23 protein-coding genes are annotated in these 21,746 nt (G+C 34.1%); 12 read left to right on the top strand and 11 right to left on the bottom strand.

Going from position 1 to position 21,746, the window contains the following annotated elements:
• Positions 1–197 precede the first annotated feature (197 nt).
• Both GQR94_RS15365 and GQR94_RS15360 read right to left on the bottom strand, forming a co-directional pair.
• Positions 198–839 (bottom strand): M23 family metallopeptidase, encoded by a 642-nt coding sequence (locus GQR94_RS15365; protein WP_158976607.1) that lies wholly within the window; start codon positions 837–839, stop codon positions 198–200.
• Between the two features lie 64 nt (positions 840–903).
• Positions 904–1,518: a MarC family protein gene (locus GQR94_RS15360; protein ID WP_158976605.1), complete on the bottom strand. Its 615-nt coding sequence runs from the start codon at positions 1,516–1,518 to the stop codon at positions 904–906.
• A gap of 332 nt (positions 1,519–1,850) precedes the next feature.
• Here GQR94_RS15360 and GQR94_RS15355 point away from each other — a divergent pair, with 332 nt between their 5' ends.
• The gene (locus GQR94_RS15355; protein WP_158976603.1) at positions 1,851–2,507 is read left to right on the top strand and encodes a peroxiredoxin-like family protein; all 657 of its coding nucleotides are present in this window, start codon (positions 1,851–1,853) and stop codon (positions 2,505–2,507) included.
• Positions 2,508–2,514: 7 nt separating this feature from the next.
• Here GQR94_RS15355 and GQR94_RS15350 read toward each other — a convergent pair whose 3' ends face one another.
• Positions 2,515–3,438, bottom strand: a complete 924-nt coding sequence (locus tag GQR94_RS15350) for a hydrogen peroxide-inducible genes activator (protein ID WP_158976601.1) — start codon at positions 3,436–3,438, stop codon at positions 2,515–2,517.
• Between the two features lie 108 nt (positions 3,439–3,546).
• On the opposite strand from GQR94_RS15350, the gene GQR94_RS15345 reads away from it, so the two are divergent.
• The 4 genes from GQR94_RS15345 to GQR94_RS15330 all read left to right on the top strand — a co-directional run bounded on the left by GQR94_RS15345 (position 3,547) and on the right by GQR94_RS15330 (position 7,822).
• The gene (locus GQR94_RS15345) at positions 3,547–5,067 is read left to right on the top strand and encodes a catalase (protein WP_158976599.1); all 1,521 of its coding nucleotides are present in this window, start codon (positions 3,547–3,549) and stop codon (positions 5,065–5,067) included.
• Positions 5,068–5,141: 74 nt separating this feature from the next.
• A complete protein-coding gene (locus GQR94_RS15340; RefSeq protein WP_158976597.1) occupies positions 5,142–5,660 on the top strand; it encodes an ankyrin repeat domain-containing protein in 519 nt (172 codons plus the stop codon).
• Between the two features lie 302 nt (positions 5,661–5,962).
• Positions 5,963–7,090 (top strand): hypothetical protein, encoded by a 1,128-nt coding sequence (locus GQR94_RS15335; protein WP_158976595.1) that lies wholly within the window; start codon positions 5,963–5,965, stop codon positions 7,088–7,090.
• 42 nt (positions 7,091–7,132) lie between these two features.
• The gene (locus GQR94_RS15330) at positions 7,133–7,822 is read left to right on the top strand and encodes a tail fiber protein (RefSeq protein ID WP_158976593.1); all 690 of its coding nucleotides are present in this window, start codon (positions 7,133–7,135) and stop codon (positions 7,820–7,822) included.
• Positions 7,823–8,097: 275 nt separating this feature from the next.
• Here the strand turns inward: GQR94_RS15330 and GQR94_RS15325 are convergent, their stop codons facing one another.
• Positions 8,098–8,793 carry a Crp/Fnr family transcriptional regulator gene (locus tag GQR94_RS15325; protein WP_158976591.1) on the bottom strand — a complete coding sequence of 232 codons (696 nt, stop codon included), beginning with the start codon at positions 8,791–8,793 and terminating at the stop codon, positions 8,098–8,100.
• Positions 8,794–8,894: 101 nt separating this feature from the next.
• On the opposite strand from GQR94_RS15325, the gene icd reads away from it, so the two are divergent.
• Genes icd through GQR94_RS15310 form a run of 3 tightly spaced genes read left to right on the top strand, consistent with a single transcriptional unit; the run spans position 8,895 to position 12,238 of the window.
• Positions 8,895–10,115: an NADP-dependent isocitrate dehydrogenase gene (gene icd / locus GQR94_RS15320; protein WP_158976589.1), complete on the top strand. Its 1,221-nt coding sequence runs from the start codon at positions 8,895–8,897 to the stop codon at positions 10,113–10,115.
• A gap of 43 nt (positions 10,116–10,158) precedes the next feature.
• Complete coding sequence (locus tag GQR94_RS15315; RefSeq protein ID WP_158976587.1) at positions 10,159–10,545, top strand: DUF983 domain-containing protein; 387 nt, start codon at positions 10,159–10,161, stop codon at positions 10,543–10,545.
• Positions 10,546–10,588: 43 nt separating this feature from the next.
• The gene (locus tag GQR94_RS15310; protein ID WP_158976585.1) at positions 10,589–12,238 is read left to right on the top strand and encodes a SulP family inorganic anion transporter; all 1,650 of its coding nucleotides are present in this window, start codon (positions 10,589–10,591) and stop codon (positions 12,236–12,238) included.
• A 63-nt stretch (positions 12,239–12,301) separates the two neighbouring features.
• Here the strand turns inward: GQR94_RS15310 and fabF are convergent, their stop codons facing one another.
• The 5 genes from fabF to GQR94_RS22955 form a co-directional block, all read right to left on the bottom strand.
• Positions 12,302–13,549 (bottom strand): beta-ketoacyl-ACP synthase II, encoded by a 1,248-nt coding sequence (gene fabF / locus GQR94_RS15305; RefSeq protein WP_158976583.1) that lies wholly within the window; start codon positions 13,547–13,549, stop codon positions 12,302–12,304.
• A 21-nt stretch (positions 13,550–13,570) separates the two neighbouring features.
• Positions 13,571–14,812 carry an aminotransferase class I/II-fold pyridoxal phosphate-dependent enzyme gene (locus tag GQR94_RS15300; RefSeq protein WP_158976581.1) on the bottom strand — a complete coding sequence of 414 codons (1,242 nt, stop codon included), beginning with the start codon at positions 14,810–14,812 and terminating at the stop codon, positions 13,571–13,573.
• 90 nt (positions 14,813–14,902) lie between these two features.
• Positions 14,903–15,499, bottom strand: coding sequence for a methyltransferase domain-containing protein (locus tag GQR94_RS15295; RefSeq protein ID WP_013551738.1), 597 nt, complete (start codon positions 15,497–15,499; stop codon positions 14,903–14,905).
• Positions 15,496–15,870: a glycine cleavage system protein H gene (locus GQR94_RS15290; protein ID WP_013551737.1), complete on the bottom strand. Its 375-nt coding sequence runs from the start codon at positions 15,868–15,870 to the stop codon at positions 15,496–15,498. Before GQR94_RS15290 ends, GQR94_RS15295 begins: the two co-directional genes overlap by 4 nt.
• A gap of 45 nt (positions 15,871–15,915) precedes the next feature.
• Positions 15,916–16,137 (bottom strand): GDCCVxC domain-containing (seleno)protein, encoded by a 222-nt coding sequence (locus GQR94_RS22955; RefSeq protein ID WP_013551736.1) that lies wholly within the window; start codon positions 16,135–16,137, stop codon positions 15,916–15,918.
• 206 nt (positions 16,138–16,343) lie between these two features.
• Between GQR94_RS22955 and GQR94_RS15285 the strand changes: the two genes are divergently transcribed.
• The 4 genes from GQR94_RS15285 (at position 16,344) to GQR94_RS15270 (ending at position 20,460) form a co-directional block, all read left to right on the top strand.
• Positions 16,344–17,024, top strand: a complete 681-nt coding sequence (locus GQR94_RS15285) for a Crp/Fnr family transcriptional regulator (RefSeq protein WP_158976579.1) — start codon at positions 16,344–16,346, stop codon at positions 17,022–17,024.
• 269 nt (positions 17,025–17,293) lie between these two features.
• The gene (locus GQR94_RS15280; protein ID WP_158976577.1) at positions 17,294–17,512 is read left to right on the top strand and encodes a hypothetical protein; all 219 of its coding nucleotides are present in this window, start codon (positions 17,294–17,296) and stop codon (positions 17,510–17,512) included.
• A 16-nt stretch (positions 17,513–17,528) separates the two neighbouring features.
• The gene (locus tag GQR94_RS15275; protein WP_158976575.1) at positions 17,529–17,894 is read left to right on the top strand and encodes an arsenate reductase family protein; all 366 of its coding nucleotides are present in this window, start codon (positions 17,529–17,531) and stop codon (positions 17,892–17,894) included.
• Between the two features lie 178 nt (positions 17,895–18,072).
• Positions 18,073–20,460: a glycoside hydrolase family 15 protein gene (locus tag GQR94_RS15270; RefSeq protein WP_158976573.1), complete on the top strand. Its 2,388-nt coding sequence runs from the start codon at positions 18,073–18,075 to the stop codon at positions 20,458–20,460.
• 136 nt (positions 20,461–20,596) lie between these two features.
• On the opposite strand, the gene GQR94_RS15265 is transcribed toward GQR94_RS15270, so the two are convergent.
• A complete protein-coding gene (locus GQR94_RS15265) occupies positions 20,597–21,130 on the bottom strand; it encodes a hypothetical protein (protein WP_158976571.1) in 534 nt (177 codons plus the stop codon).
• A gap of 55 nt (positions 21,131–21,185) precedes the next feature.
• A complete protein-coding gene (locus tag GQR94_RS15260) occupies positions 21,186–21,713 on the bottom strand; it encodes a general stress protein (RefSeq protein WP_158976569.1) in 528 nt (175 codons plus the stop codon).
• Between the last annotated feature and the right edge of the window lie 33 nt (positions 21,714–21,746).

The following is a 21,746-nucleotide window of genomic DNA, read 5'->3' as shown; positions in this document are numbered from 1 at the left end:
TCTACAAGATAAATTAAAGAATGTTAGGTTATATGGATCAAAAAAATGATGCCAATTTTAAGCCTAAAATATTAAGGTATGGTTCCAATCTAAATATCTTGATAAGGAAACTTAGCAATCTTAATCCCTGAAATACATAGAGCAATTAAAATGTACCTAAGACTATTCCTTTTCATGCGTAAATTTAAAACTAATTCTTATTCTCTATGCGCCTTAATAAATTTAGTAGGGTCTAGATATCCCGCTGTATTTACTGAGTATCCATTTCCTATGGGTAGTGTGATATCATCTCTTATTTCAAAATGCAAATGTGCCAAGTAAATTCCATCTGCGTTTCCTACGGTTGCAATTTTATCGCCCTTAAAAACATATTGACCCTGTTCTATAATTATGGTATCACAATGTGCATATAAAGACTCTACAACTACCCCATCCACTGTGGTATGCCAGATACGGATTACTTTTCCCCAACCACCACCAACATCAACAGCAAAATTAACAAAACCATTTGCTGTGGCATAGATAGGATCTCCTAAATCTGAATTTCCGCCTGTAACGGCATTCCAATCATCACCAAGATGATGATTATCTCCAAAAGGTTGCGCATTATAGTATCCCTTAGCGTTTGGCTTTGCAATAGGAAAATCAAAACCTCTAGCCTTGTAAATAGATTTTTGCTCAAAAAGTTCAATTAAAATATCTAATTTATTTTTCTGTGGTTCAACTTTTATACTTGCTTTCTTTGTTTTTGAAGACGGAATGGGCTCTTCTTTCTTCGCCTCCTGACAAGAAACTTGAAACCCTACAGCTATACTTAAAATTATTCTTAGAAAATTCATTTAATTATTTTTTGCATTTATTGCTGTACAATGATCATAGCATGGGATACAGATAACAATCTGCTTATAACGTAAAACTTAATTTAATACCTTCTATTATCATTCCAGTTCCTATAATAGCAAGTATTAAGCCCATCAATTTTCCGATAACAGCGATTAAGTTTTCTCCTATTTTTTCTACAATTACGTCACTTAAAACAAAAGCCAAATAGGTCAATAAAATCATCAACCCAAAAATACCAACTACAATACCTATGTGTGTATAACTTGCATTGGTTACAAAATTCATTCCTGTTACGATTGTCCCTGGTCCTGCAAGGATAGGAATAGCTAAAGGCGATATCCCTACACTGCTATCATCCTCATTATCTTCAGGACTTTGTATCTTAGATTTTTTAGACATCAGCATTTCAAACCCCACATAGAATATTAATATTCCACCGGTAATCTTAAATGCTGGAATAGTGATTCCAAAAAGTTCAAAAATATATTTCCCAGCAAAAATAAAGGACACTACAATTATAAAAGCTGTGATTGTAGCTGTCTTGGCAATCTTTTTTTTCTGATCTTTATTTTTTCCTTCTACAAGCCCTAAAAAAATGGGTGTATTTGCAATAGGGTTCATAATTGCAAAAAAGGCCATAAAAACACTTAAGCTATAAGTAATTATACTATCCATATGTATTCAATAGGTATTTTAATAGCTAAAACTAAGATATTTTTCAAGTATAGTACTGGTTAAGAATAATAATCTATTAAGCTACAGCTATTAGTTTTACAACAATTGAATTTGTAATTAGGCACAACCGTTTAATAGTACCGATCTATTTCCAACTTTACTCCAAAAAATGTTTCTTAAAGGATAAACTGATCCTAACACTATATTTAGTGCTCTCATAGCATGAGTTTTTCATGGTGTCATTCGTTTTTACGTAACTTCAAATTTCTTAAATAGTAATTTACTCGTGTAATTAATAGCGAATAGATACGTACTAAATACAAAATAAAAAGATGGAAACGAAAAATAAGATAAGACCTTTAGAAAACGAATTAAACGAAAAAAAAACGGCTTTTGAACATACGGCATCAGCAGATAAAAAAAAGAAATATGCAGAAGGTATTGCTTCAGTAGTACATAATGAAATTACGCAGAAAGCTTTGCAGGTGGGAGACACCGCTATAAACTTTACCTTACCAAATGCTGTCGGAGAAAAAATTACACTGTATGACGAACTAAAAAATGGTCCGGTAATTTTAATGTGGTATCGAGGTGGATGGTGTCCTTATTGCAATATGCAATTGCACTATATGCAAGAAGCACTACCTGAATTTAAAAAATTAGGAGCAAGTCTATTAGCAATTACGCCTGAAACGCCCGACAATTCTATTTCTACAAAAGAAAAAAATAATTTAGAATTTGAAGTTTTAAGTGATCTTGACAATAAGGTTGGCTACCAATATAAAGTTGTCTTTAAACTAACGGAGGATGTCAAAGAAATTTATGAAAATGGATTTGGCCTAAGCAACTTTAATGGGAATGATAAAGGAGAATTACCTTTAGCTGCCACCTATATAATTGGTCAAGACAAAATTATCCAATATGCATTCTTAGACGCTGACTATAGAAATAGAGCAGAACCACAGGATGTACTAGAACATTTGAAGTAAATACTTTTTACCTCCAATTAATTTTAAAAAAACGCTCGTTTTTGACAAACTCTTCGGGCGTTTTATCTAATATTTCTAAACGTAAAGCATCTAACAAAACATCTTTACTAAAAGAGTGGTGTGTTACTAAACTTACCTCTCGTACAGGTTTAGGTGCGGTAAAATGAATAGCAGCACCACTATCGTTAGCATCAATTGCCATTTCAGGAACTAAGGTAAATCCGCCATAATTGTTTACCATCTTCTTTAAGGCTTCTATGGAGCCGCTTTGAAACTGAATTGTTTTTGTACTTTCTACATTTCCACAAATATTTAGCACTTGATTTCTAAAACAGTGCCCTTTTTCTAAAAGCCATATATTATCCAATTTTTCTATTTCTTCTACAGCTATAGATTTTTTATCCTTCTCAAAATAATTTTTTTGACCGTAAAAAATAAAGGGTTCATTATATAATTTGATCTCTCTGATAAACGGCTCGTTTAAAGGGGTTACTAATATCCCCATATCAATTTCTTTTTTTTGGAGTGCTAAGATAATTTGGTCACTCTCCATCTCTTGTATTTTTAGAATTGTATTTGGGTATTTTTGTGAAAAAGCACCTGATATTAAGGGAATTAAATACGGTGATATTGTGGGTAGCACTGCTAGTCGGTACTCCCCCTCCAAGTTATCTAACTCTATACGTACCATATTTTTTAATTCGCTCACTTCCTGTAAAATTACTTTTGATTTCTGGATAAACATTTCACCTAAATCTGTTGGTCTTATGGGGAATTTACTCTTGTCAAAAATTAAAAACCCTATTTCATCTTCCAGTTTTTTTACTTGAATAGTTATTGTCGGTTGTGTTACAAAACACTTCTCGGCAGCTGTAACAAAGTGTCTGTAAGTATCTAAGGCGATTACATATTCCAATTGTTGTAAAGTCATGCTCCTATCATATTAATTTTAGCAATACAAGTATATAAAGTATCAATTTGATTCATCTCCCAAAGTGATTGAATTTTACGGCATCATTATAAATAAAATTGATACAGAATGAAAAAGACATTAGTTACCCTTATTATCCTCTCGTATTCTTTAACCGGATTTTCACAGAGCGATAACATCATTACAACAAACGGAGGAGTGCCTGTTGGTGATAACCAAAATTCTAAAACGGTAGGAGAATATGGTCCTGTGTTATTGGAAGATATTTTTCTTGTAGAAAAATTGGCTGCCTTTGATAGAGAACGAATTCCCGAGCGTGTGGTACATCCAAGAGGCGCTGGTGCCTCTGGGTATTTTGAAGCCACAAAAGATATGTCTGCTTACACAAAAGCTGTATTATTTGCAGAAACTGGCAAAAAAACAGATCTAGCGGTACGACTATCTACTGTAATCCATGGAAAAGGCTCACCAGAAACAGCAAGAGATCCAAGAGGTTTTGCCGTTAAATTTTATACAGAACAAGGTAATTATGATATCGTAGGAAACAATCTTCCTATTTTCTTTATTAGAGATGCCATAAAATTCCCAGATATGGTACACTCCTTGAAACCATCTCCTGAGACAAACAAGCAAGATCCGAACAGGTATTTTGATTTCTTTTCTAATGTTCCTGAAGCTACCCATATGATTACCAGATTATGGACCGATTTAGGGATACCAAAAGGATACCAATATATGAACGGTAGTAGCGTTCACGGTTACAAATGGATAAACAAAGCTGGTGAAGTAACATATGTGAAATATTCCTGGGTTTCTAAGCAAGGTGAAAAGAACTTAACTGCAGAAGAAGCTACCCTCCAACAAGGTTTAGATTGGCAACATGCTACCGTAAGCTTACGTAAAGCTATTGCTGAAGGTAATTATCCGCAATGGGATTTATATGTGCAAATGATAAAACCAGAAGACCTCCACTCCTTTGATTTTTGGCCTTTAGATGCTACAAAAGATTGGCCTGCTGATAAAATTGAAAAAATTAAAGTTGGGACGATGACATTAAATCAAAATCCTATAAATTATTTTGAACAAGTAGAAAGTATTGCGTTCTCGCCAGGCGCATTAATACCGGGTATTGAGCCATCTGAAGACAAATTATTACAAGGTAGATTGTTTTCTTACTTTGATACTCAAAGGCATAGATTAGGACCTAACTTTTTACAGTTAGAAATTAATAAACCCTTAGAAGACCCTAAAAATTATAATTCTGACAGTTGGATTAGTGCTGGCAATAAAAGATTTGAAAACCCTGATATTAACTATCAGCCAAGTTCTAAAGCTTCATTAACAGAAGACCCGCAATACAAACAGTCTGAAACTACACTTACGAATGTAACCATCACACAAAAGAAAATTACTAAAACAAATGATTTTGCTCAAGCTGGGGATTTTTACAGATCACTTACAAAACAAGAACAGGATAATTTAATTAAAAATTTGAGTGGTGATTTGGGGCAAGTAACGGATAAAAATATTCAAAAAACAATGATTGGCTATTTCTATCAAGCGGATAGAGAGTACGGTATGAGAATTGCTAAAGCCTTAGGTTTTTCTCAGAAAGATTTTATGAACTAATAGTCAACTTTTAAAATAAACAAGATATAAGAGAGGATGTGTACAAAGCGTCCTCTCTTTTAAATACAAAAGATATGAAATATACCCTAGTAGTTTTAATTTTAATATTTAGTAGGACCATGAACGCACAATCAATTTTTGATGCCTCAAGAAATGGTGATTTAGCACAAATTACAGCATTATATTCTGCAGATAACGATGTCATCAATTCTGTTGATGATAAAGGTTTTACGCCGTTAATTCTAGCTGCCTACAATAATCAGGCAGAGGTGGTTGATTTTCTAATAAACAAAGGATGTGATTTAAATGCACAAGATTTTTCTGGAAATACAGCATTAATGGGCGTTTGCTTTAAAGGATATAGTGCTATTGCAAAGACATTAATAGCGAGCGGTACCCGTGTAAACCAGCAAAACTTTAATGAAGCCACTGCATTAATATATGCCAGTACTTTTGGCCACGCTGAAATTGTATCGTTCTTGTTACAGAATAATGCAGATAAAACCATCAAAGACAATAGAGGCAATACAGCGTTAACTCATTCAAAAATGCAAGGAAATGAAGAAATTTCACAATTGTTACTTGCCAAATAAAAAACAAATATTCTCTAAAAATTAAACACAAAAAGTACTTTCATCTAGAATTTCATGGATTTGAAAGAAATCTACTTAGAATGATTTTTTAATTCCTTATATTTTCATGTTGTATCATTCATCAACAGAAAAATGCGAAAGAGTATGGATTATTGAGAATAGTTTTATTTTTATTAGCACCGAACTAAACTTACTAAAACTATATTCAATAAATACCTTAATTTTGCATACGTGTTTTTTTGTTTTCTTAGAATTCTAAGGTGAAAAAAATTAGGGTCAATTATAAAATAATTTTTAAGTTCATGAAAAAAGTACATCTATTATATTTCATTGTATCCATACTTTTTATAGCGTGTGAAGGCGACCAAGGTCCTGCAGGTTCAGAAGGGTCTAATGGTTCTAACGGTTCTACTAGTTTGATAAATATCTCTGATGAAGCTCCTGGAGGCAATTGTGAAAATGGAGGTATAAAGATTGAAACTGGAGTAGATAGTAACGCTAATGGAATACTAGAGAGTGGTGAAGTTCAAAACACAAGGTATGTGTGTAATGGGATCAATGGAACTACTAGTCTAACCACGGTAATAACAGAGCCTGCAGGGGCCAACTGTGCAAATGGAGGTATTAAAATAAATTCAGGTTTAGATCTAAATGAAAATGGAAATCTTGAAGAAACAGAAATAACATCGTCTGCATATATTTGTAATGGAATAAACGGCGACAATAACGGATTAACCAGAATTACCAATGAAAATTCAGGTGCTACTTGTGCCAATGGTGGTTTAAAGGTTGATTATGGGATAGATGTTAATAATGATGGCGTATTAAATGACCTTGAGGTAGAATACACGACATATGCTTGTTTTGACCAAAGTAGCAGTCTAAGCCTTATTAATATTACAGATGAACCTGCCGGAACTTTTTGTGAAAATGGGGGAATTAAAATAGATACAGGATTAGATGCAAATGGAAATCAAATCTTAGATGAGGCCGAAATTGAAATAACGAAGTACGTATGTAATGGATTAGATGGTATCATTAATGAAGAAATTAGATTAAAAATAGTGGAAGGCATAGGTACTGCAGCTACTACCTCAAGTGATACACCTATTATTATTTCTGGTATAAGTTTCGACAAAAGAAATTTTGATAATGTTAGTTCCATCTTTTTTGAATCTGATCCATATGTAAGTAACTCTTCTAACTTTGCCTTAGTAGAACTTTACAATCTTACCGGTAGCACAGGCATTAATAATTCATTAATTAGAACCAATAACCTATTAAGTTTAAAAGAAGCATTAAGATCTAACGATATTTTTAATGAGCTTCCAGAAGAAGAAATTAATCTAGGAATAAGGTTTAGTTCTGAGGTAGATGGAGCGTTTTCTGCTAGTGGTATTGCGTATCTTGTCTTAAAAAGAAGCAACTAAAGTTTTTAAAATCAAAGCGTTAAAAACTGAAAATAATATATTATGAAAAAAATTATCTTACCCATATTATTAATTGGAATAAGCCTGGGCGTTAAAGCTCAAAATATATTTCCTGTTAATGGAAATGTAGGTGTTGGAACAGCAACTCCAAGCAGCAAACTTCAAATCAATGAAGGCGATGTAACTATCTATGGCTTAAATACTTCTAGATATTTACGGTTTACACAAAACAACCTTCAAGGTGCTTTTTTAAACTATGATGGAGCTAATAATATTTTAAATATTGGTGTTAATAATGTGAATACCACAGATGTTTCTAATGATAATAATGCAATTAGTATTGCTCGATTAAATGGAAATGTGGGTATTGGAACTACAAATCCAGATATGAAGTTAACCGTTAAAGGCAATATTCATGCAGAAGAAGTTAAAATAGACCTTAGCGTTCCTGCTCCTGATTATGTCTTTAAAGAAGATTACAAGCTTAGAAGCATTGAAGACCTAGAAAATTATATAAAAGAAAATAGCCATCTTCCTGAAATACCATCTGCTAAAGAATTTGAGCAACATGGTGTAATGCAAGGTGAAATGGATATGAACCTTCTTAAAAAGATTGAAGAACTAACCTTATATATTATTCTTCAAGAAAAGAAGCTTAAAAAGCTAGAAGCACTTGATTCTAAATATATTGAGCTACAAAAAAGATTAGATAAATTAGAAAATAAAAACTAAGGAAGAATAATTTTCTCCTCAATTAACCTTAAATAAACCACCTTAAAAAGGTGGTTTATTGTTTTTCTATGATTAGCATTCCTCCAATTATCTTCTAGTAGGCCTTTATTAAAATGCACGGCACTACTCCACTATTAGTGCATCTCATCTAGTCGCTACACTATCTTACATGAAATTTAAGAAGAAGAAGTAAACTACTAGTAGCCTGCAATACGCACCTAGGCCATTTTTAAATTTAGTTGTTGATATATTGTATCAAACCAAGAATATTACTTTTAAAGGGTTAAATCAAGATTAAGAAGTTGTGAAATTTTATCCTTGTTTATAATATGAATAACTCTTTTATTTACTTCAATAATCCCCTCATCTTTAAATTGTTTGAGACTCCTTCCCAAGCTTTCAATTGAAGTACCAATGATATTGGCTAAATCTTCACGTGTTAAATCAATACCCCCTTCTTTATTATGCTTCTTAAATCTATTTTCTAAAATAAGTAAGTTAACAGCTAGTCGGGAATTTTGATTCTTTTGGGCAAGCAACGCTATAATATTAGCTAACACCCCAAATTCATGACCAATGTTCTTAATAAAGGTTTGCTGTAAAGCGGGAATATTTTGTAAAAGTTGAAGAAAAACATCCTTAGCTATAAAATTTACTTCTAAATCTTCCAAAGCTTCACATGAATCCTGGTAACGTTCCTCACCAAATAGTGCGTGATACCCAAGTACATCTCCAGCTGTGTAAATATAAAATATCTGTTCTGTACCTGAAAAACCTCTTTTTATTTTTTTTGCTTTTCCCTTTTCAATTTGAAAGATTCCCGTTGGTACCCCTTCTTCATAAAATAAGAGACTTCCTTTTTTTATGAATAAAGGTTCCATTGCATTATATACTATTTTTTTTTCATCAGAAGTCAATGCTTCAAAAAGCAGATTACTCTGAAAATCAAATTGCGAATACAAATTTTTCATGCAACAAATATATACTAAAAACAATATAAAAATATAACATATGTTATGTTTAAAAATAACATTTATCGTATATTTGTATTCAATTTAAGGTATTGTAAACTATGAATGAAAGTAAAATTAGTCTTATTGACGGCAAATTAAATGTTCCAAACACTCCTACGATCCCATTTATTGAAGGAGATGGCACGGGTCCAGATATTTGGAAAGCCACAAAATTAGTCATTGATACAGCCGTTCAAAAAGCATATGGTGATAACAGAGCAATTAAATGGAAAGAAGTATATGCCGGTGAAAAAGCCTTTAAAAAAACTGGAGAATGGTTACCAAAAGAGACTATTGACAGTATTTCAAAATATCTGGTAGCTATTAAAGGTCCATTAACCACGCCAATAGGTGGTGGTATGCGATCTCTTAATGTAGCATTACGCCAACAATTAGATTTATACGCTTGCGTAAGACCTGTTAAATGGTATGAAGGGGTACCTTCTCCTGTTAAAGCTCCTGAAAAAGTAGACATGGTCATCTTTAGAGAAAACACGGAAGATATTTACGCAGGAATAGAATGGCTGAATGGTACGCCTGAATTAGAAAAAATAAAGAACTTCCTCATCAATGAAATGGGCGTAACTGCCATTCGGTTTCCTGATACGGTATCTATAGGAATTAAACCCGTTTCAAAAGAAGGTACAGAACGTTTAGTGAGAGCAGCCATTCAATATGCCATAGACAATAATAGAGATTCCGTGACCATTGTCCATAAAGGAAATATTATGAAATTCACTGAAGGGAAATTCAAGGAATGGGGGTATCAATTGGCTAAAGATGAGTTTGCCGCAAAAGACTATGAAGGAGGTCCTTGGCAGGTACTTACTAAAAACGGACATCAGGTAATTATCAAAGATGTTATCGCCGATGCATTTCTACAACAAATAATACTGAGACCGGAACAATATGATGTTATTGCTACCTTAAACTTAAATGGGGATTATATTTCTGATGCTTTAGCTGCTATTGTAGGTGGGATAGGAATTGCACCAGGTGCCAATATAAATTACAATACAGGAGTTTCTATATTTGAAGCGACCCACGGAACAGCACCAAAATATAAAGATCTAGATAAAGTAAATCCTTCTTCTGAAATCCTATCTGGCGTAATGATGTTAGAATATTTGGGATGGCAAGAAGCTGCAGACCTTATCGTCAAAGGGTTAAAGGGAGCTATTCAGAAAAAAACAGTAACCTATGATTTTGAAAGATTAATGAACGGTGCCACACTGCTTAAATGTTCTGAATTTGGAAAAGCTATTGTGAATAATATGTAAATTCATCAGCACAAAATAGTTTGCATCAAATAGAAGGTAGTAGATGAAAAAAGGAACCAAAAGTTATAGTATTTTAAAATTAAAATGTCCACGTTGTCAAATTGGAAATTTATTTTATAATCCCGGATTATTTGTAGTTAAAGACATCTTAAAGATGCCCGATAATTGTCCTCATTGTAAACAAGATTTTAAGCTTGAGCCTGGATTTTATTCTGCTGCCTTATGGATTAGCTATCCTATTGTACTTCTTATTTTCATCCCATTAATTTCTTTGGGATTAGTCGTACATAGCATGCATAGCTTTTTCAAATTTATATTTCCATTTATTGTACTCTTTAGTTTTATGTTACAAATTCCTTTAATGCGTATTGCAAGAGCTATTTTATTGAATATGACTATTGATTATAGACCAAATAATAAAGTAGAATAAAACCTTAAGAGCAACGTAACTAAAAAAAATAACTTGTAAAATAATGCGTAAAGAATTTACACCCAAATTATTTTCTCTTTTAAAACAAGGCATCTCAAAAGAAACCTTAATTAAAGATATCCTTTCGGGATTAATTGTAGGGATTGTTGCGCTACCATTGGCTATTGCCTTTGCTATTGCCTCTGGTGTTTCTCCTGAAAAAGGAATCTTAACTGCAATTATAGCAGGTATCATTATTTCTACATTTGGAGGTAGCAGGGTACAAATAGGTGGGCCAACAGGTGCTTTTATTGTAATTGTTTATGGTATTGTGCAACAATACGGAACAGATGGCTTAACCATTGCTACTTTTATGGCTGGTTTTATCATTATTGGTTTTGGATTGGCACGGCTTGGAAATTTACTCAAATACATCCCTTATTCTCTTATTGTAGGTTTTACAAGTGGTATTGCCCTTATTATTTTTTCTACTCAAATCAATGATTTTTTTGGCCTCCATATCGCTAAAGTTCCCGCTGATTTTATAGCTAAATGGATGGTATATTTTAGCAATTTTGACCGTATAAACTGGTATGCTATTGCTATTGCTATCGCCACTATATTTATTACACTTTATTTCCAAAAATTAGTTAAAAAGGTCCCTGGATCTATCGTTGCCATATTATTATCTACTCTAGCTGTGGTATTGTTTGATATTCCTGTAGATACTATTGAAAGTAATTTTGGGACAATTCCTAATAAATTAGGGCTTCCTCATATTCCAGAGGTTAATTTCGAGACGATTAAAGCACTTATTCAACCGGCATTTGCCATTGCCATATTAGGGAGTATCGAGTCTCTCCTTTCTGCTGTAGTTTCAGATTCTATGATTGGAGGAAAACACCGTACAAATATGGAATTGGTAGCACAAGGAGCGGCAAATATAATGTCATCTCTCTTCGGTGGAATTCCCGCTACAGGCGCTATAGCGAGAACTGCAACCAATGTAAAAAATGGAGGACGAACACCTATTGCAGGGATCGTTCATGCTTTAGTGCTATTAGCTATTATGCTTTTATTTGCTCCCTATGCAAAATTAATACCTATGCCATGTCTTGCTGGGATTTTAATGGTTGTAGCCTACCACATGAGTGAGTGGAAACAATTTAAATCTATTCTAAAAGGCAATAGAATGGATGTCATTATTTTATTAACCACGTTCTTTCTTACGGTAATCTTTGATTTGGTTATTGCCATAGAAATTGGAATCGTATTATCCAGTTTTATGTTTATGAAAAGAATGAGTGAATCTGTTAAGATTAAAGGATTTTCATCCGAAATTGGTAGTGATGAACATCTTTTTGACGAAGAAATGCTAGATATCCCTAAGGGAGTTATTTTATATGAAATTAACGGACCTCTATTTTTTGGAGCAGCCAGACAATTTCAAGAAACCATTACCAATACACATTTTCAGCCTAAAGTAATTATTATAAGAATGCGCTACGTTCCATTAATAGATGCTACAGGATACCAGAGCATTAAAGAAATAATAAAAACCTATAAGGCACGGAAAATAAAAGTTATAATTTCCGGTATTGGAAAAGACTTGAGAAAAGATTTTGAAAAAAACGAGGTTTTTTTATGTATAGAAAGCGATCTTGTTGTTGAAGATATACATACCGCCATTAAAAAAGCTAAAGAAAATTTATAAGGAATTACATAAAATAAAAAGAGCAGGAAGGCTATATCATAAATAATAGTCTTCCTGCCTTATTTATTCATTATATTTTTTAAATAACACAGCGGCACAATGGCCTCCGAATCCAAAATTGTTACTCAAAGCATACTCCACAGTTTTACTTGTTTTCGCTCCAAGTGTCACCTTAAAATCTGGAGTGATTGCAGCATCCATTACTTTTGTATTCATGGTGGGTGGAATCAAATCTGTATGTATTGAGAGGCAAGTCGCTATTGCTTCAATGGCACCAGTACCCCCCAAGAGATGTCCTGTCATAGACTTTGTTCCGCTAATAGTAATAGTGTCCAAACTATCCTTAAAGAGCGTTTCAATGGCTTTTGCTTCCGATAAATCTCCAGGACCTGTAGAAGTAGCATGTGCATTAATATAAGTCACTTCTTTTGGTAAAATTCCGCCTTCTCTCAACGCTTCTTTCATAGCCAGATATGCACCTATTCCTTCAGGATGGGTATTGGTAATATGGTAAGCATCGGCCGTCTCCCCGCCACCAATAATTTCGGCGTATATTTTGGCATCTCGCTTTAGTGCGCTTTCCAAACTCTCTACCACTAATGCACCTGCACCCTCACCAAGAACAAAACCATCACGGGTCTTGTCAAATGGTCTAGATGCCGTTTTATAATTTTCATTGTTCGTAGATAAGGCTTTCATAGCATTAAACCCGCCAACGGCTGACTGGTTGATAGGCGCTTCGGAACCACCAGATATAATTATATCTGCTTTTCCCCATCTAATATAATTAAATGCCTGAATTAGGCCATTAGTCGAAGAAGAACAAGCGGTAACTGTACAAGTATTTACACCTCGTAAACCATATTTAATAGAAAGAGAACCCGCTAAACTATTAGCTATGATTTTAGTAATAAAAAAAGGATTAAATCTTGGATTAAATTGATCTTGACTAAATGCTATGATATCTTTCTCTATGGTTTCAAAGCCACCTATCCCACTTGAAAAAATGACGCCAATTCTATCGGTATCCAATTTCTCAAAACATAAATTAGCATCTTTTATCGCTTCATCTGCGGCTATCTGGCCATATTGATTAAATCGGTCTAATTTTCGACTTTGTTTTTTATCAAAATAATTTAAAGCATCATAATCCTTTAGCTCACAGGCAAAATCTGTTTTAAATTTTGTGGTATCAAATCGGGAAATTTTACCAGCTCCCGACACCCCATTAAGTAAATTATTCCAATAGCTTTTTACATCATTTCCTATAGGAGTGATAGCGCCTACTCCCGTTATTACTACTCGCCTCATCTTAAAATATTTTATAGATTATTAAATAGTCATCTCAACCTTTTGTTTGTAATGACCATCAACCAATTTTAATTTTATTTCACTGAAAACGCTTATGGTCCGTTCAACATCTTTTAAAGTATGTTCTGCGGTTGGAATTAATCGTAATATAATCATCCCTTTTGGTACCACAGGATACACAACCATAGAGCAAAAAATATGGTGATTTTCACGTAAATCACTCACCAAGGCTGTGGCTTCATCAATGGTTCCATTTAAATATACTGGAGTAATCGGCGAATTTGTATTGCCTATATCAAATCCTGCATTAGTTAATCCTTTTTGTAAGGCTTCTGTGGTTCGCCATAAACGTTCTCTTAATAGAGGTCGTGTACGTATTAATTCAAGTCGTTTTAAAGCCCCAAAAACCATAGGCATAGGCAATGCTTTCGCAAATATTTGAGACCGCATATTATATTTAAAGAACATAATTGCTTCTTTAGTACTTGCCATAAATGCGCCTATTCCCGCAAATGATTTCGCAAAGGTGCCAAAGTAAAAATCAATGCCGTCCTGCACACCTTGCGCTTCACCTGTTCCTGCACCTGTTTTTCCCATACAGCCAATGCCATGTGCATCATCTACCAATAATGAAAAGTTATACGTATCTTTTAAAGCTATAATTTCTTTAAGTTTCCCTTGATCACCACGCATGCCAAAAACTCCTTCGGTAATCACTAAAATTGCCCCATTGGTTTTTTCTACTATTTTTTGAGCACGACGTAATTGTTTTTCACAATCTTCAATATCGTTATGTTTAAAAACAAAACGTTTTCCCATATGCAACCGTGCACCATCAAGAATACAAGCATGAGATTCTGCATCATATACAATAACATCATTTCTATCTACCAAACTATCAATTATAGATACCATCCCTTGATACCCATAGTTTAAAAGGAAAGCATCTTCTTTACCTACGAACTCAGAAATTTCAGCTTCAAATTTTTCGTGGAGCTTTGTATTACCACTCATCATTCTCGCTCCCATAGGATAGGCTAGTCCATAACGTCTTGAACCTTCGTTATCGGCTATTCTTACTTCTGGATGGTTTGCTAAGCCTAGATAATTATTTAGACTCCATACTAATTTCTCTTCACCATTAAACATCATTTTATTACTTATTTCCCCTTCAAGTCTTGGGTACGCATAATACCCATGAGCATAGTGTGCATGTTCACCTAATGGGCCAAGTCGTGTTTGTAGTTTCTCAAGTATATTCATAAATTATATTTAAAAATTAATCGGAATGTTCTTATGTTATTTGATTTCAAATAAATGGGTAATCATGGCTTTTTAATAGCTAGTAATTAATCAAAACTTCTTTTCCCAAAAGTTAAGTTTACCGTCAAAAGCTGTTAGTTCTAAATCAAAACCTTCAGGAATTTCTAACCAATCACTCCAATACGTAACAAGGCGTGTTCCTACAGGAGTTTTTTTTAATTGATTTTTCACGTATTCTGAATACGTAAAATATAATTTTTCTTTAAGAGGTATCGCTGTATCAATGGCAAAAAAATTTCCCATATTTTCATAAAAAGAATTATAAAAATAAAAGGAATCATACTGCGAAAAAGAGATTTTTGTAATGTTAGAATGAATAAATTCCACATTTTTTATGTGATGTGTTTTCGCAATTCTTTGAGACAGCTTTACAAGTCCCTCTCTTTGTTCCACACCATAAAAAAGACCATGTGTGGAAGCAGCGCCTACCAAACAAAATTTTCCTGCCCCAGAGCCAATATCTAAAATTTTACACTTTGGTTTAACGACCAAATAATCGGCGGCCAATTTGGCTACTTCCACTGGTGTCCAATGACATTCAGAAAGCTTTTTTATGGGTAGAGGATAAAGCGTATTGAAAAGAGTATCTTCTATATCAATTTTTAATTGTAAATTTTTGAATATCATTTTGTCAACTGTATATACTCTTCAAAAGTTAATAAGGAAACAGTATCTATTTTTGCGGTTAAAATAGCAAACCAGTATTTATAAGGAGCCGTATTCACGTATGCGGTATACTTCTGTAAGCCGCTATTTTTCTCAATAATTTTACAATCAAAGGGAGCAATTAAATGAAACGTATCATTGGTTCCATAAACAACACCCCAAGTAGCTCCTTTTTTTAGAACGTTTTTATTCTTACTTAGTTCAATAATATCAATAACACCTATTTCTTTTTGACCAAAATCGGTTATCCCCACACAAAAATCATATAACCCTATCTTCTGTAACCAAAGATGATGTTTTGTATAATAGATATTTTTAGGAACCTGCATCATCGTTTCTATATTTTTGAAATAGTTTTTAGATCTAGGTAATTGATATTACTTTCGTTGGCTATTCTTTATTTTTTTTTGTGTTTTCGGACATAGAACGTCGCTATAGGTACAGTAAACACAGCAATCATTTGTATTATTTATTCCAAAAACAGTATTACAAGAAACACACTTACTATTAATATGCTTGCCTATCTGTGGCATTTTTTGCTTGTATTTAGAACCGCAAACAGGGCAGTTCAGAACAGCTTCTCTATTAATTTTTGACATTTTATATCCTTTAATTTTTTGTAACTATGTGCGGTATTCTAGAGCGGATTTCGTAGTTTACAAAAGATTGATACAATAGTTTATTTGTGGAGTACAAAAGTAGTCGACATAAAAACAACCCTGGTTGACTGAAGTCTTGATCAAAATTGATTTAAATCAATTTTCAGATTAAAAAGTAAATTAAGATTTAACTTTGTTGCTCATTTATGATAGCTAAATTCACATTCAATAGTCAATATATTTTAAGCGAATTACCTTCACAGGATAGGGATTTCCTTGAAAATATAATGGTTGATAAAAAGTATCGTAAAAACCAGCCTATATTTACGGAAGGTACATTGCCCTCTGGTATATTCTACTTACAGAAAGGTAAAGTCAAAAAATACAAAATGGATAATGATGGGAGAGAACAAATCATATACATTTATAATGCTGGCGAGTTTTTTGGTTATTCTTCGGTATTAAGTGAAAGTAGTTACGGAGATACAACAGTTGCCATAGAAAACGCTTTAATCTCATTTATAACCATAAATGATTTCAATGAAATATTAAAAGACTCTTCTTCATTTTCTCGATTATTATTAAAAAGCTTGAGCCATGAATTCAGTGTGTTAGCAAATCTTATGGCCGTTTTATCTCAACGTACTGTAAGGGAGCGTGTAGCTCTTAATCTACTAATCTTACACGACAAATATAAAGTTGATGATATGCCTAATACATACATTTCACTTTCTAGATCTGATTTAGCAAATATGGCTGGAACAGTAGTTGAAACTTTAGCTCGTGTACTTCATGATTTTAAACACGATAAACTCATTGCTACAAACGGACGTAAAATTCAGTTGCTAAATATTGAAAGCCTTGTTCAAGTGGCCAACTTTTATTGAGAAACTTCTTTTTTTTCTTAAAAAAAACCACATTAGAAGACAGCTATCTTTCATAGCGAATATAGTGCTGCTGATACTGTTTAATGTTTTTTACAAAGCAAATAGTTCAAAGCGTACTGATCGCTGGTGCCTAACTTCCCTTTTTTTTAGTATGACCTAAATCATATTTTTTGATAAATCATTGCAATACTTTTATAGCTTAATCACTGCAAAAAATCAAACCTACTAATACGTTGCACTATAGGTGATCTAAATTAAAATACGTTCTAATGAAAAATTTACATAACATCCTTAATGAGATTACTCAGCTCACAACCAATATTGAAACTAATTACCCAGAACTCTATCGCTCCTTGGATGAGAACCCGATGACCTTACCGAACAATGCTCATCCCCATATGGACAAAATAGTCATGCAGGAATATTTAGAAAGCCTTAAAGAGTTATTAGAACATTACATAGAAGAAGAAAAAACAAAAAATAACTAGTTTTAAAATCAAGATTATGGGTGAGATTGCTACGTCAAAAAGACAAATTACTTTATATTATAATCCAGAATCCACGCGAGGTAAACAAACCTTAGCCTACGCCAAATCTGAAGGCTTACAAATTCAAGAAGTAGATATCTTGAAAACAAAATTAACGGGCACACAATTAGTAGAACTTGCCGATCGTTTACATCTAAAGGTTGCTGATCTTGTAAATCAAGATCATACGGCCTATAAAAAACTCTTTGAGCACCATACTTTTTCTACAGATGATTGGATAAAAATGATCCAACACAATCCTGAAATTATGATGGAACCTATTGCTCTACGTGGCAATAAAACTATTTTTATAGAAACTCCCAGCGATATCATCAAGATATAAGAAAATAGTTTTAACGGTTCTGGAAATTAAAAATTTACTGGTACACATCAGGAATACATGTATCCTTATTAAGTTGAGTCTCTGGTTTGCATACATAACAATAGGTATTTAAAATACACCTGAAAAATGCTACCAAAAACATAACAGAGACTGGACACTGTGGAAATTACTTTTAAAAATGACTATCAAAAATATACCTCAAGAATCTGCAGCTCCTGGAGCACCGGGAATGGAATCTAAATGGAGCTCTAGCACCAAATCAGGTATTGGCAAGGCTCTAAATGCATCTTCTAATGTGACGTTAACTATTAGCCACGGTATTCTCAATGAAGCTTATTACCCACAAGAAGATATTGCATGTATGCGCGATATGGGATTCATTATCACGGATGGGCATGAATTTTTTTCTGAAGAGAAAAGGGATACAAGACAGACCATCTCCACTATTGAAAATGGCATTCCTGCGTATAAAATCATTAATTATGACACCTTTGATAAGTATCAGATAACCAAAGAAATTGTTGTGGATCCTTTTAGAAATAGCATTCTACAGCACGTAACTTTTGAACAAAAAGACAAGAATTTACCCTTAAAACTCTTCGCACTACTTGCCCCTCATCTGAACAATGAGGGGGCTAACAATACGGCTTGGCTGGGTGAATATAAAGGTGTCCCCATGTTATTTGCTAGAAATGGAGATATCGCTTTAGCCATGGCTTGTTCTGCAAAATTGCTAAAACGCTCCGCTGGATATGTAGGCACATCCGACGGGTGGACTGATATTCGGCAACACGGAATTATGAGGTGGGAGTTTGACCATGCCAAAGATGGAAATGTTGCATTAACAGGAGAAATTGATCTGTCTGATCAAGATTTTGTACTGGCGTTAAGCTTTGGAAGAACACATTTAGAAGCTGCCAACCACGCAAGAGCAAGTCTTTTAGACGGTTTTGAGACCGCAAAAAAAAGATATATTGAGGAATGGAAAAACTGGCAGGAATCGCTCTACAAACTACCTGCTCAGAATTTTATGATTAGCGCAGCGATGCTTCGGATGCATGAGGCTAAAAACTTTCCCGGTGGTATTATTGCCAGCCTTTCAATTCCTTGGGGAGAAACCAAGGGTGATGCGGATAAAAGTGGGTATCATGTCGTTTGGCCACGAGATTTGGTAGAGAGCGCAGGCGGATTTCATGCCCTAAAAACAAAAGCAGACGTTTCTCGTATCGTAAATTATTTAATGTCTACTCAAAATTCAGATGGCAGTTGGCCACAAAACATGTGGCTACATGGAGAACCCAACTGGAACGGCCTACAAATGGATCAGATTGCCCTACCAGTACTGGAAATGCTCAAAGGTTACTTACGGAATACCATAGGCGAACATCGGATGGCCAGATACTGGCCTTTAGCTAAAAAAGCCATCACATTTCTATTAGTAAATGGCCCATTTACACAACAAGACCGCTGGGAAGAAGAAAGTGGTTTTTCTCCCTTTACCATCGCCGCAGAAATAGCAGCTTTGCTAGCTGGTGCAAAACTGGCCGAAATTAATGGAGAAAATGACTTCGCTATATATTGTCGCGAAACAGCTGATTGTTGGAATGAAACTATAGAATTACGCACCTATGTAACGAATACACCCTTGGCAAGAGAAATTGGCGTGGAGGGTTATTACATCCGTATAAATCCATTTACTGATGTGCCTGCATCCGAACTTGGCGAAAGGACAATGGAATTAAAGAATCATCATTATGGAAAAGGAACAGTAAAAATTAATGAACTGATAAGTGTAGATACTTTAGCTCTAGTGCGCTTTGGGCTTCGTGACCCTAATGATCCAAAGATACTAAATACCATAAAGGTCATTGATGCGCAATTAAAAGTAAATACTCCCCATGGCCCTTGTTGGTACCGTTACAATAATGATGGCTATGGAGAACATGAAAATGGGGATCCATATGATGGCACAGGAATAGGGCGGCCATGGCCCTTGCTTTCTGGAGAAAGGGGACATTATGAAATAGCCGCAGGAAATATTGAATATGCCAATACGCTTTTACAGGCTATGGATGGCTTTGCAAACAACGGCCTTTTACCCGAACAGATTTGGGATACTCATGACATTCCCGAAAAAGGACTGTACTTTGGAGAACATACGGGGTCTGCAATGCCACTTACCTGGGCGCATGCAGAATATATAAAACTCTGCGTCTCCATACAGGATAAAAAAGTGTTTGACATGCCCGACCAGACACAGGAACGTTACCTCTTACAAAGGAAGGAATCAGAATTTCAAATATGGCGATTTGACAACGGAATAAAGATCATTCCCAAAGGAAAAACTTTGAGAATTGAGACCTTTGCCCCATGCACTATTCATTGGACGGACAACGATTGGAAAACAAAAGCTATTAAAGAATCTAAGAGTCTAAATATTGGCGTATTTGTAACAGATATTAAACCTGAAAATAAAGCGTCTAGCTCATTACAATTTACATTTTACTGGAAAGAAACGGCCAAATGGGAAGGAAAAAACTATTTGGTTAACATTACAAATAGTTAATTTTAAAATATTCTTAGCTTATCTAAATAAGCATTCTATTTCGTTAAAAATAGGTTTTAAAATAAACAGACAGCAGTAGTTATTATTTTTCTACTCCTGCCTGTATTGTGGAAACAATTAAAATAAACATAAAATATTAAACTCTTTTATGATGATTTAATATTTTGCCTTTAGCGTTGGTGTGAACTCTTATTTTCTTACCGTGGTTTTCTAGGATAACTCTATAGCGTTTTTTCGCTTTGCTATTTCCTAACTGAACCATGTCGTAAGAATCTTTTTCAAATTTCCATTCAGGATATTCTTTTGCAATAGCTTTACTTACGGCATAAGGTAGTGCTACATTTTTTAAATGCTCTGTAGTTTTAATAAGGTTACCATCACTATCATAGGTAGCCGTAAGTTCTTTTCCATGCTCTTTCAGAACTATTTGAAAAGTGTCGTAATCTGCATTAGAATCTATATTTGGGTTGATGTAAACATCTCCCTCTACATATTCTAAAGGTAACGCAAGGTACTCCACAATTAAGAAATCAGGAAAATCTTCTTCTACTGCGCTTACTACTAACTCTGGTACTTCTTCTACTTTTATTTTTGCTCGATAAAGCATGTCTTGTGCATAGGTTTGGAAGGCAAACCCTACCAGTACTATACTTAAAATTGTTGTTTTCATGGTTTTAAATTTTAAAATATTAATTTCAGTTAAAATAACATTGTTTAATACTTGTTTATGCTGATACACTTTCTCCTGAATGAACATGGACCTCTGTAGCAGATGAACCAGACATTATTTTCTTTGCGTGCTCCATATCTTCAGCAGTACCATGGGCAATTACTAAAAACTTATCTGCCTTTAAAGCCGTCTCATAGCGGATAACACTATCTTTTGGTATTCCAATCCCAACTAAAGCTGCACCTAAGGCAGACAAACCTCCAACAATGAGGGCTCCCTCCAGACCTCCAATCAATGAGGAAACAATAGGACCTGCCAGCATCACAGGACCAAGACCCGGTATTAGAAAAAATCCAGCTCCAAAAATAAGCCCCCAAATTCCTCCCCAAAAAGCACCAGCGGATCCCCAACTTTTCATTCTATCATCCGTATTATAGAACCCTATAACCTTGTCTTCTTCATGATAATCCTTACCAATGATCGATAATTTTTTCATATCAAAACCTGAATCTTGTAATTCCTTAACTACTTTTTCGGCTTCGTTATGTGATTCGCATATTGCGACAGTAACTCCATTTTTCATATTTATAAGTATTACTAGTTAAACTTAAATTCT

It is taken from the genome of Cellulophaga sp. L1A9, assembly GCF_009797025.1.
Classification (GTDB): domain Bacteria; phylum Bacteroidota; class Bacteroidia; order Flavobacteriales; family Flavobacteriaceae; genus Cellulophaga.
This window is presented reverse-complemented; position numbering and strand designations above follow the sequence as displayed.

Bases quoted from the DNA above. Each gene is read 5' to 3' on its own strand.
- GQR94_RS15365 (WP_158976607.1), bottom strand. From the start codon at position 839: ATGAATTTTCTAAGAATAATTTTAAGTATAGCTGTAGGGTTTCAAGTT.
- GQR94_RS15360 (WP_158976605.1), bottom strand. From the start codon at position 1,518: ATGGATAGTATAATTACTTATAGCTTAAGTGTTTTTATGGCCTTTTTT.
- GQR94_RS15355 (WP_158976603.1), top strand. From the start codon at position 1,851: ATGGAAACGAAAAATAAGATAAGACCTTTAGAAAACGAATTAAACGAA.
- GQR94_RS15350 (WP_158976601.1), bottom strand. From the start codon at position 3,438: ATGACTTTACAACAATTGGAATATGTAATCGCCTTAGATACTTACAGA.
- GQR94_RS15345 (WP_158976599.1), top strand. From the start codon at position 3,547: ATGAAAAAGACATTAGTTACCCTTATTATCCTCTCGTATTCTTTAACC.
- GQR94_RS15340 (WP_158976597.1), top strand. From the start codon at position 5,142: ATGAAATATACCCTAGTAGTTTTAATTTTAATATTTAGTAGGACCATG.
- GQR94_RS15335 (WP_158976595.1), top strand. From the start codon at position 5,963: ATGAAAAAAGTACATCTATTATATTTCATTGTATCCATACTTTTTATA.
- GQR94_RS15330 (WP_158976593.1), top strand. From the start codon at position 7,133: ATGAAAAAAATTATCTTACCCATATTATTAATTGGAATAAGCCTGGGC.
- GQR94_RS15325 (WP_158976591.1), bottom strand. From the start codon at position 8,793: ATGAAAAATTTGTATTCGCAATTTGATTTTCAGAGTAATCTGCTTTTT.
- icd (WP_158976589.1), top strand. From the start codon at position 8,895: ATGAATGAAAGTAAAATTAGTCTTATTGACGGCAAATTAAATGTTCCA.
- GQR94_RS15315 (WP_158976587.1), top strand. From the start codon at position 10,159: ATGAAAAAAGGAACCAAAAGTTATAGTATTTTAAAATTAAAATGTCCA.
- GQR94_RS15310 (WP_158976585.1), top strand. From the start codon at position 10,589: ATGCGTAAAGAATTTACACCCAAATTATTTTCTCTTTTAAAACAAGGC.
- fabF (WP_158976583.1), bottom strand. From the start codon at position 13,549: ATGAGGCGAGTAGTAATAACGGGAGTAGGCGCTATCACTCCTATAGGA.
- GQR94_RS15300 (WP_158976581.1), bottom strand. From the start codon at position 14,812: ATGAATATACTTGAGAAACTACAAACACGACTTGGCCCATTAGGTGAA.
- GQR94_RS15295 (WP_013551738.1), bottom strand. From the start codon at position 15,499: ATGATATTCAAAAATTTACAATTAAAAATTGATATAGAAGATACTCTT.
- GQR94_RS15290 (WP_013551737.1), bottom strand. From the start codon at position 15,870: ATGATGCAGGTTCCTAAAAATATCTATTATACAAAACATCATCTTTGG.
- GQR94_RS22955 (WP_013551736.1), bottom strand. From the start codon at position 16,137: ATGTCAAAAATTAATAGAGAAGCTGTTCTGAACTGCCCTGTTTGCGGT.
- GQR94_RS15285 (WP_158976579.1), top strand. From the start codon at position 16,344: ATGATAGCTAAATTCACATTCAATAGTCAATATATTTTAAGCGAATTA.
- GQR94_RS15280 (WP_158976577.1), top strand. From the start codon at position 17,294: ATGAAAAATTTACATAACATCCTTAATGAGATTACTCAGCTCACAACC.
- GQR94_RS15275 (WP_158976575.1), top strand. From the start codon at position 17,529: ATGGGTGAGATTGCTACGTCAAAAAGACAAATTACTTTATATTATAAT.
- GQR94_RS15270 (WP_158976573.1), top strand. From the start codon at position 18,073: ATGACTATCAAAAATATACCTCAAGAATCTGCAGCTCCTGGAGCACCG.
- GQR94_RS15265 (WP_158976571.1), bottom strand. From the start codon at position 21,130: ATGAAAACAACAATTTTAAGTATAGTACTGGTAGGGTTTGCCTTCCAA.
- GQR94_RS15260 (WP_158976569.1), bottom strand. From the start codon at position 21,713: ATGAAAAATGGAGTTACTGTCGCAATATGCGAATCACATAACGAAGCC.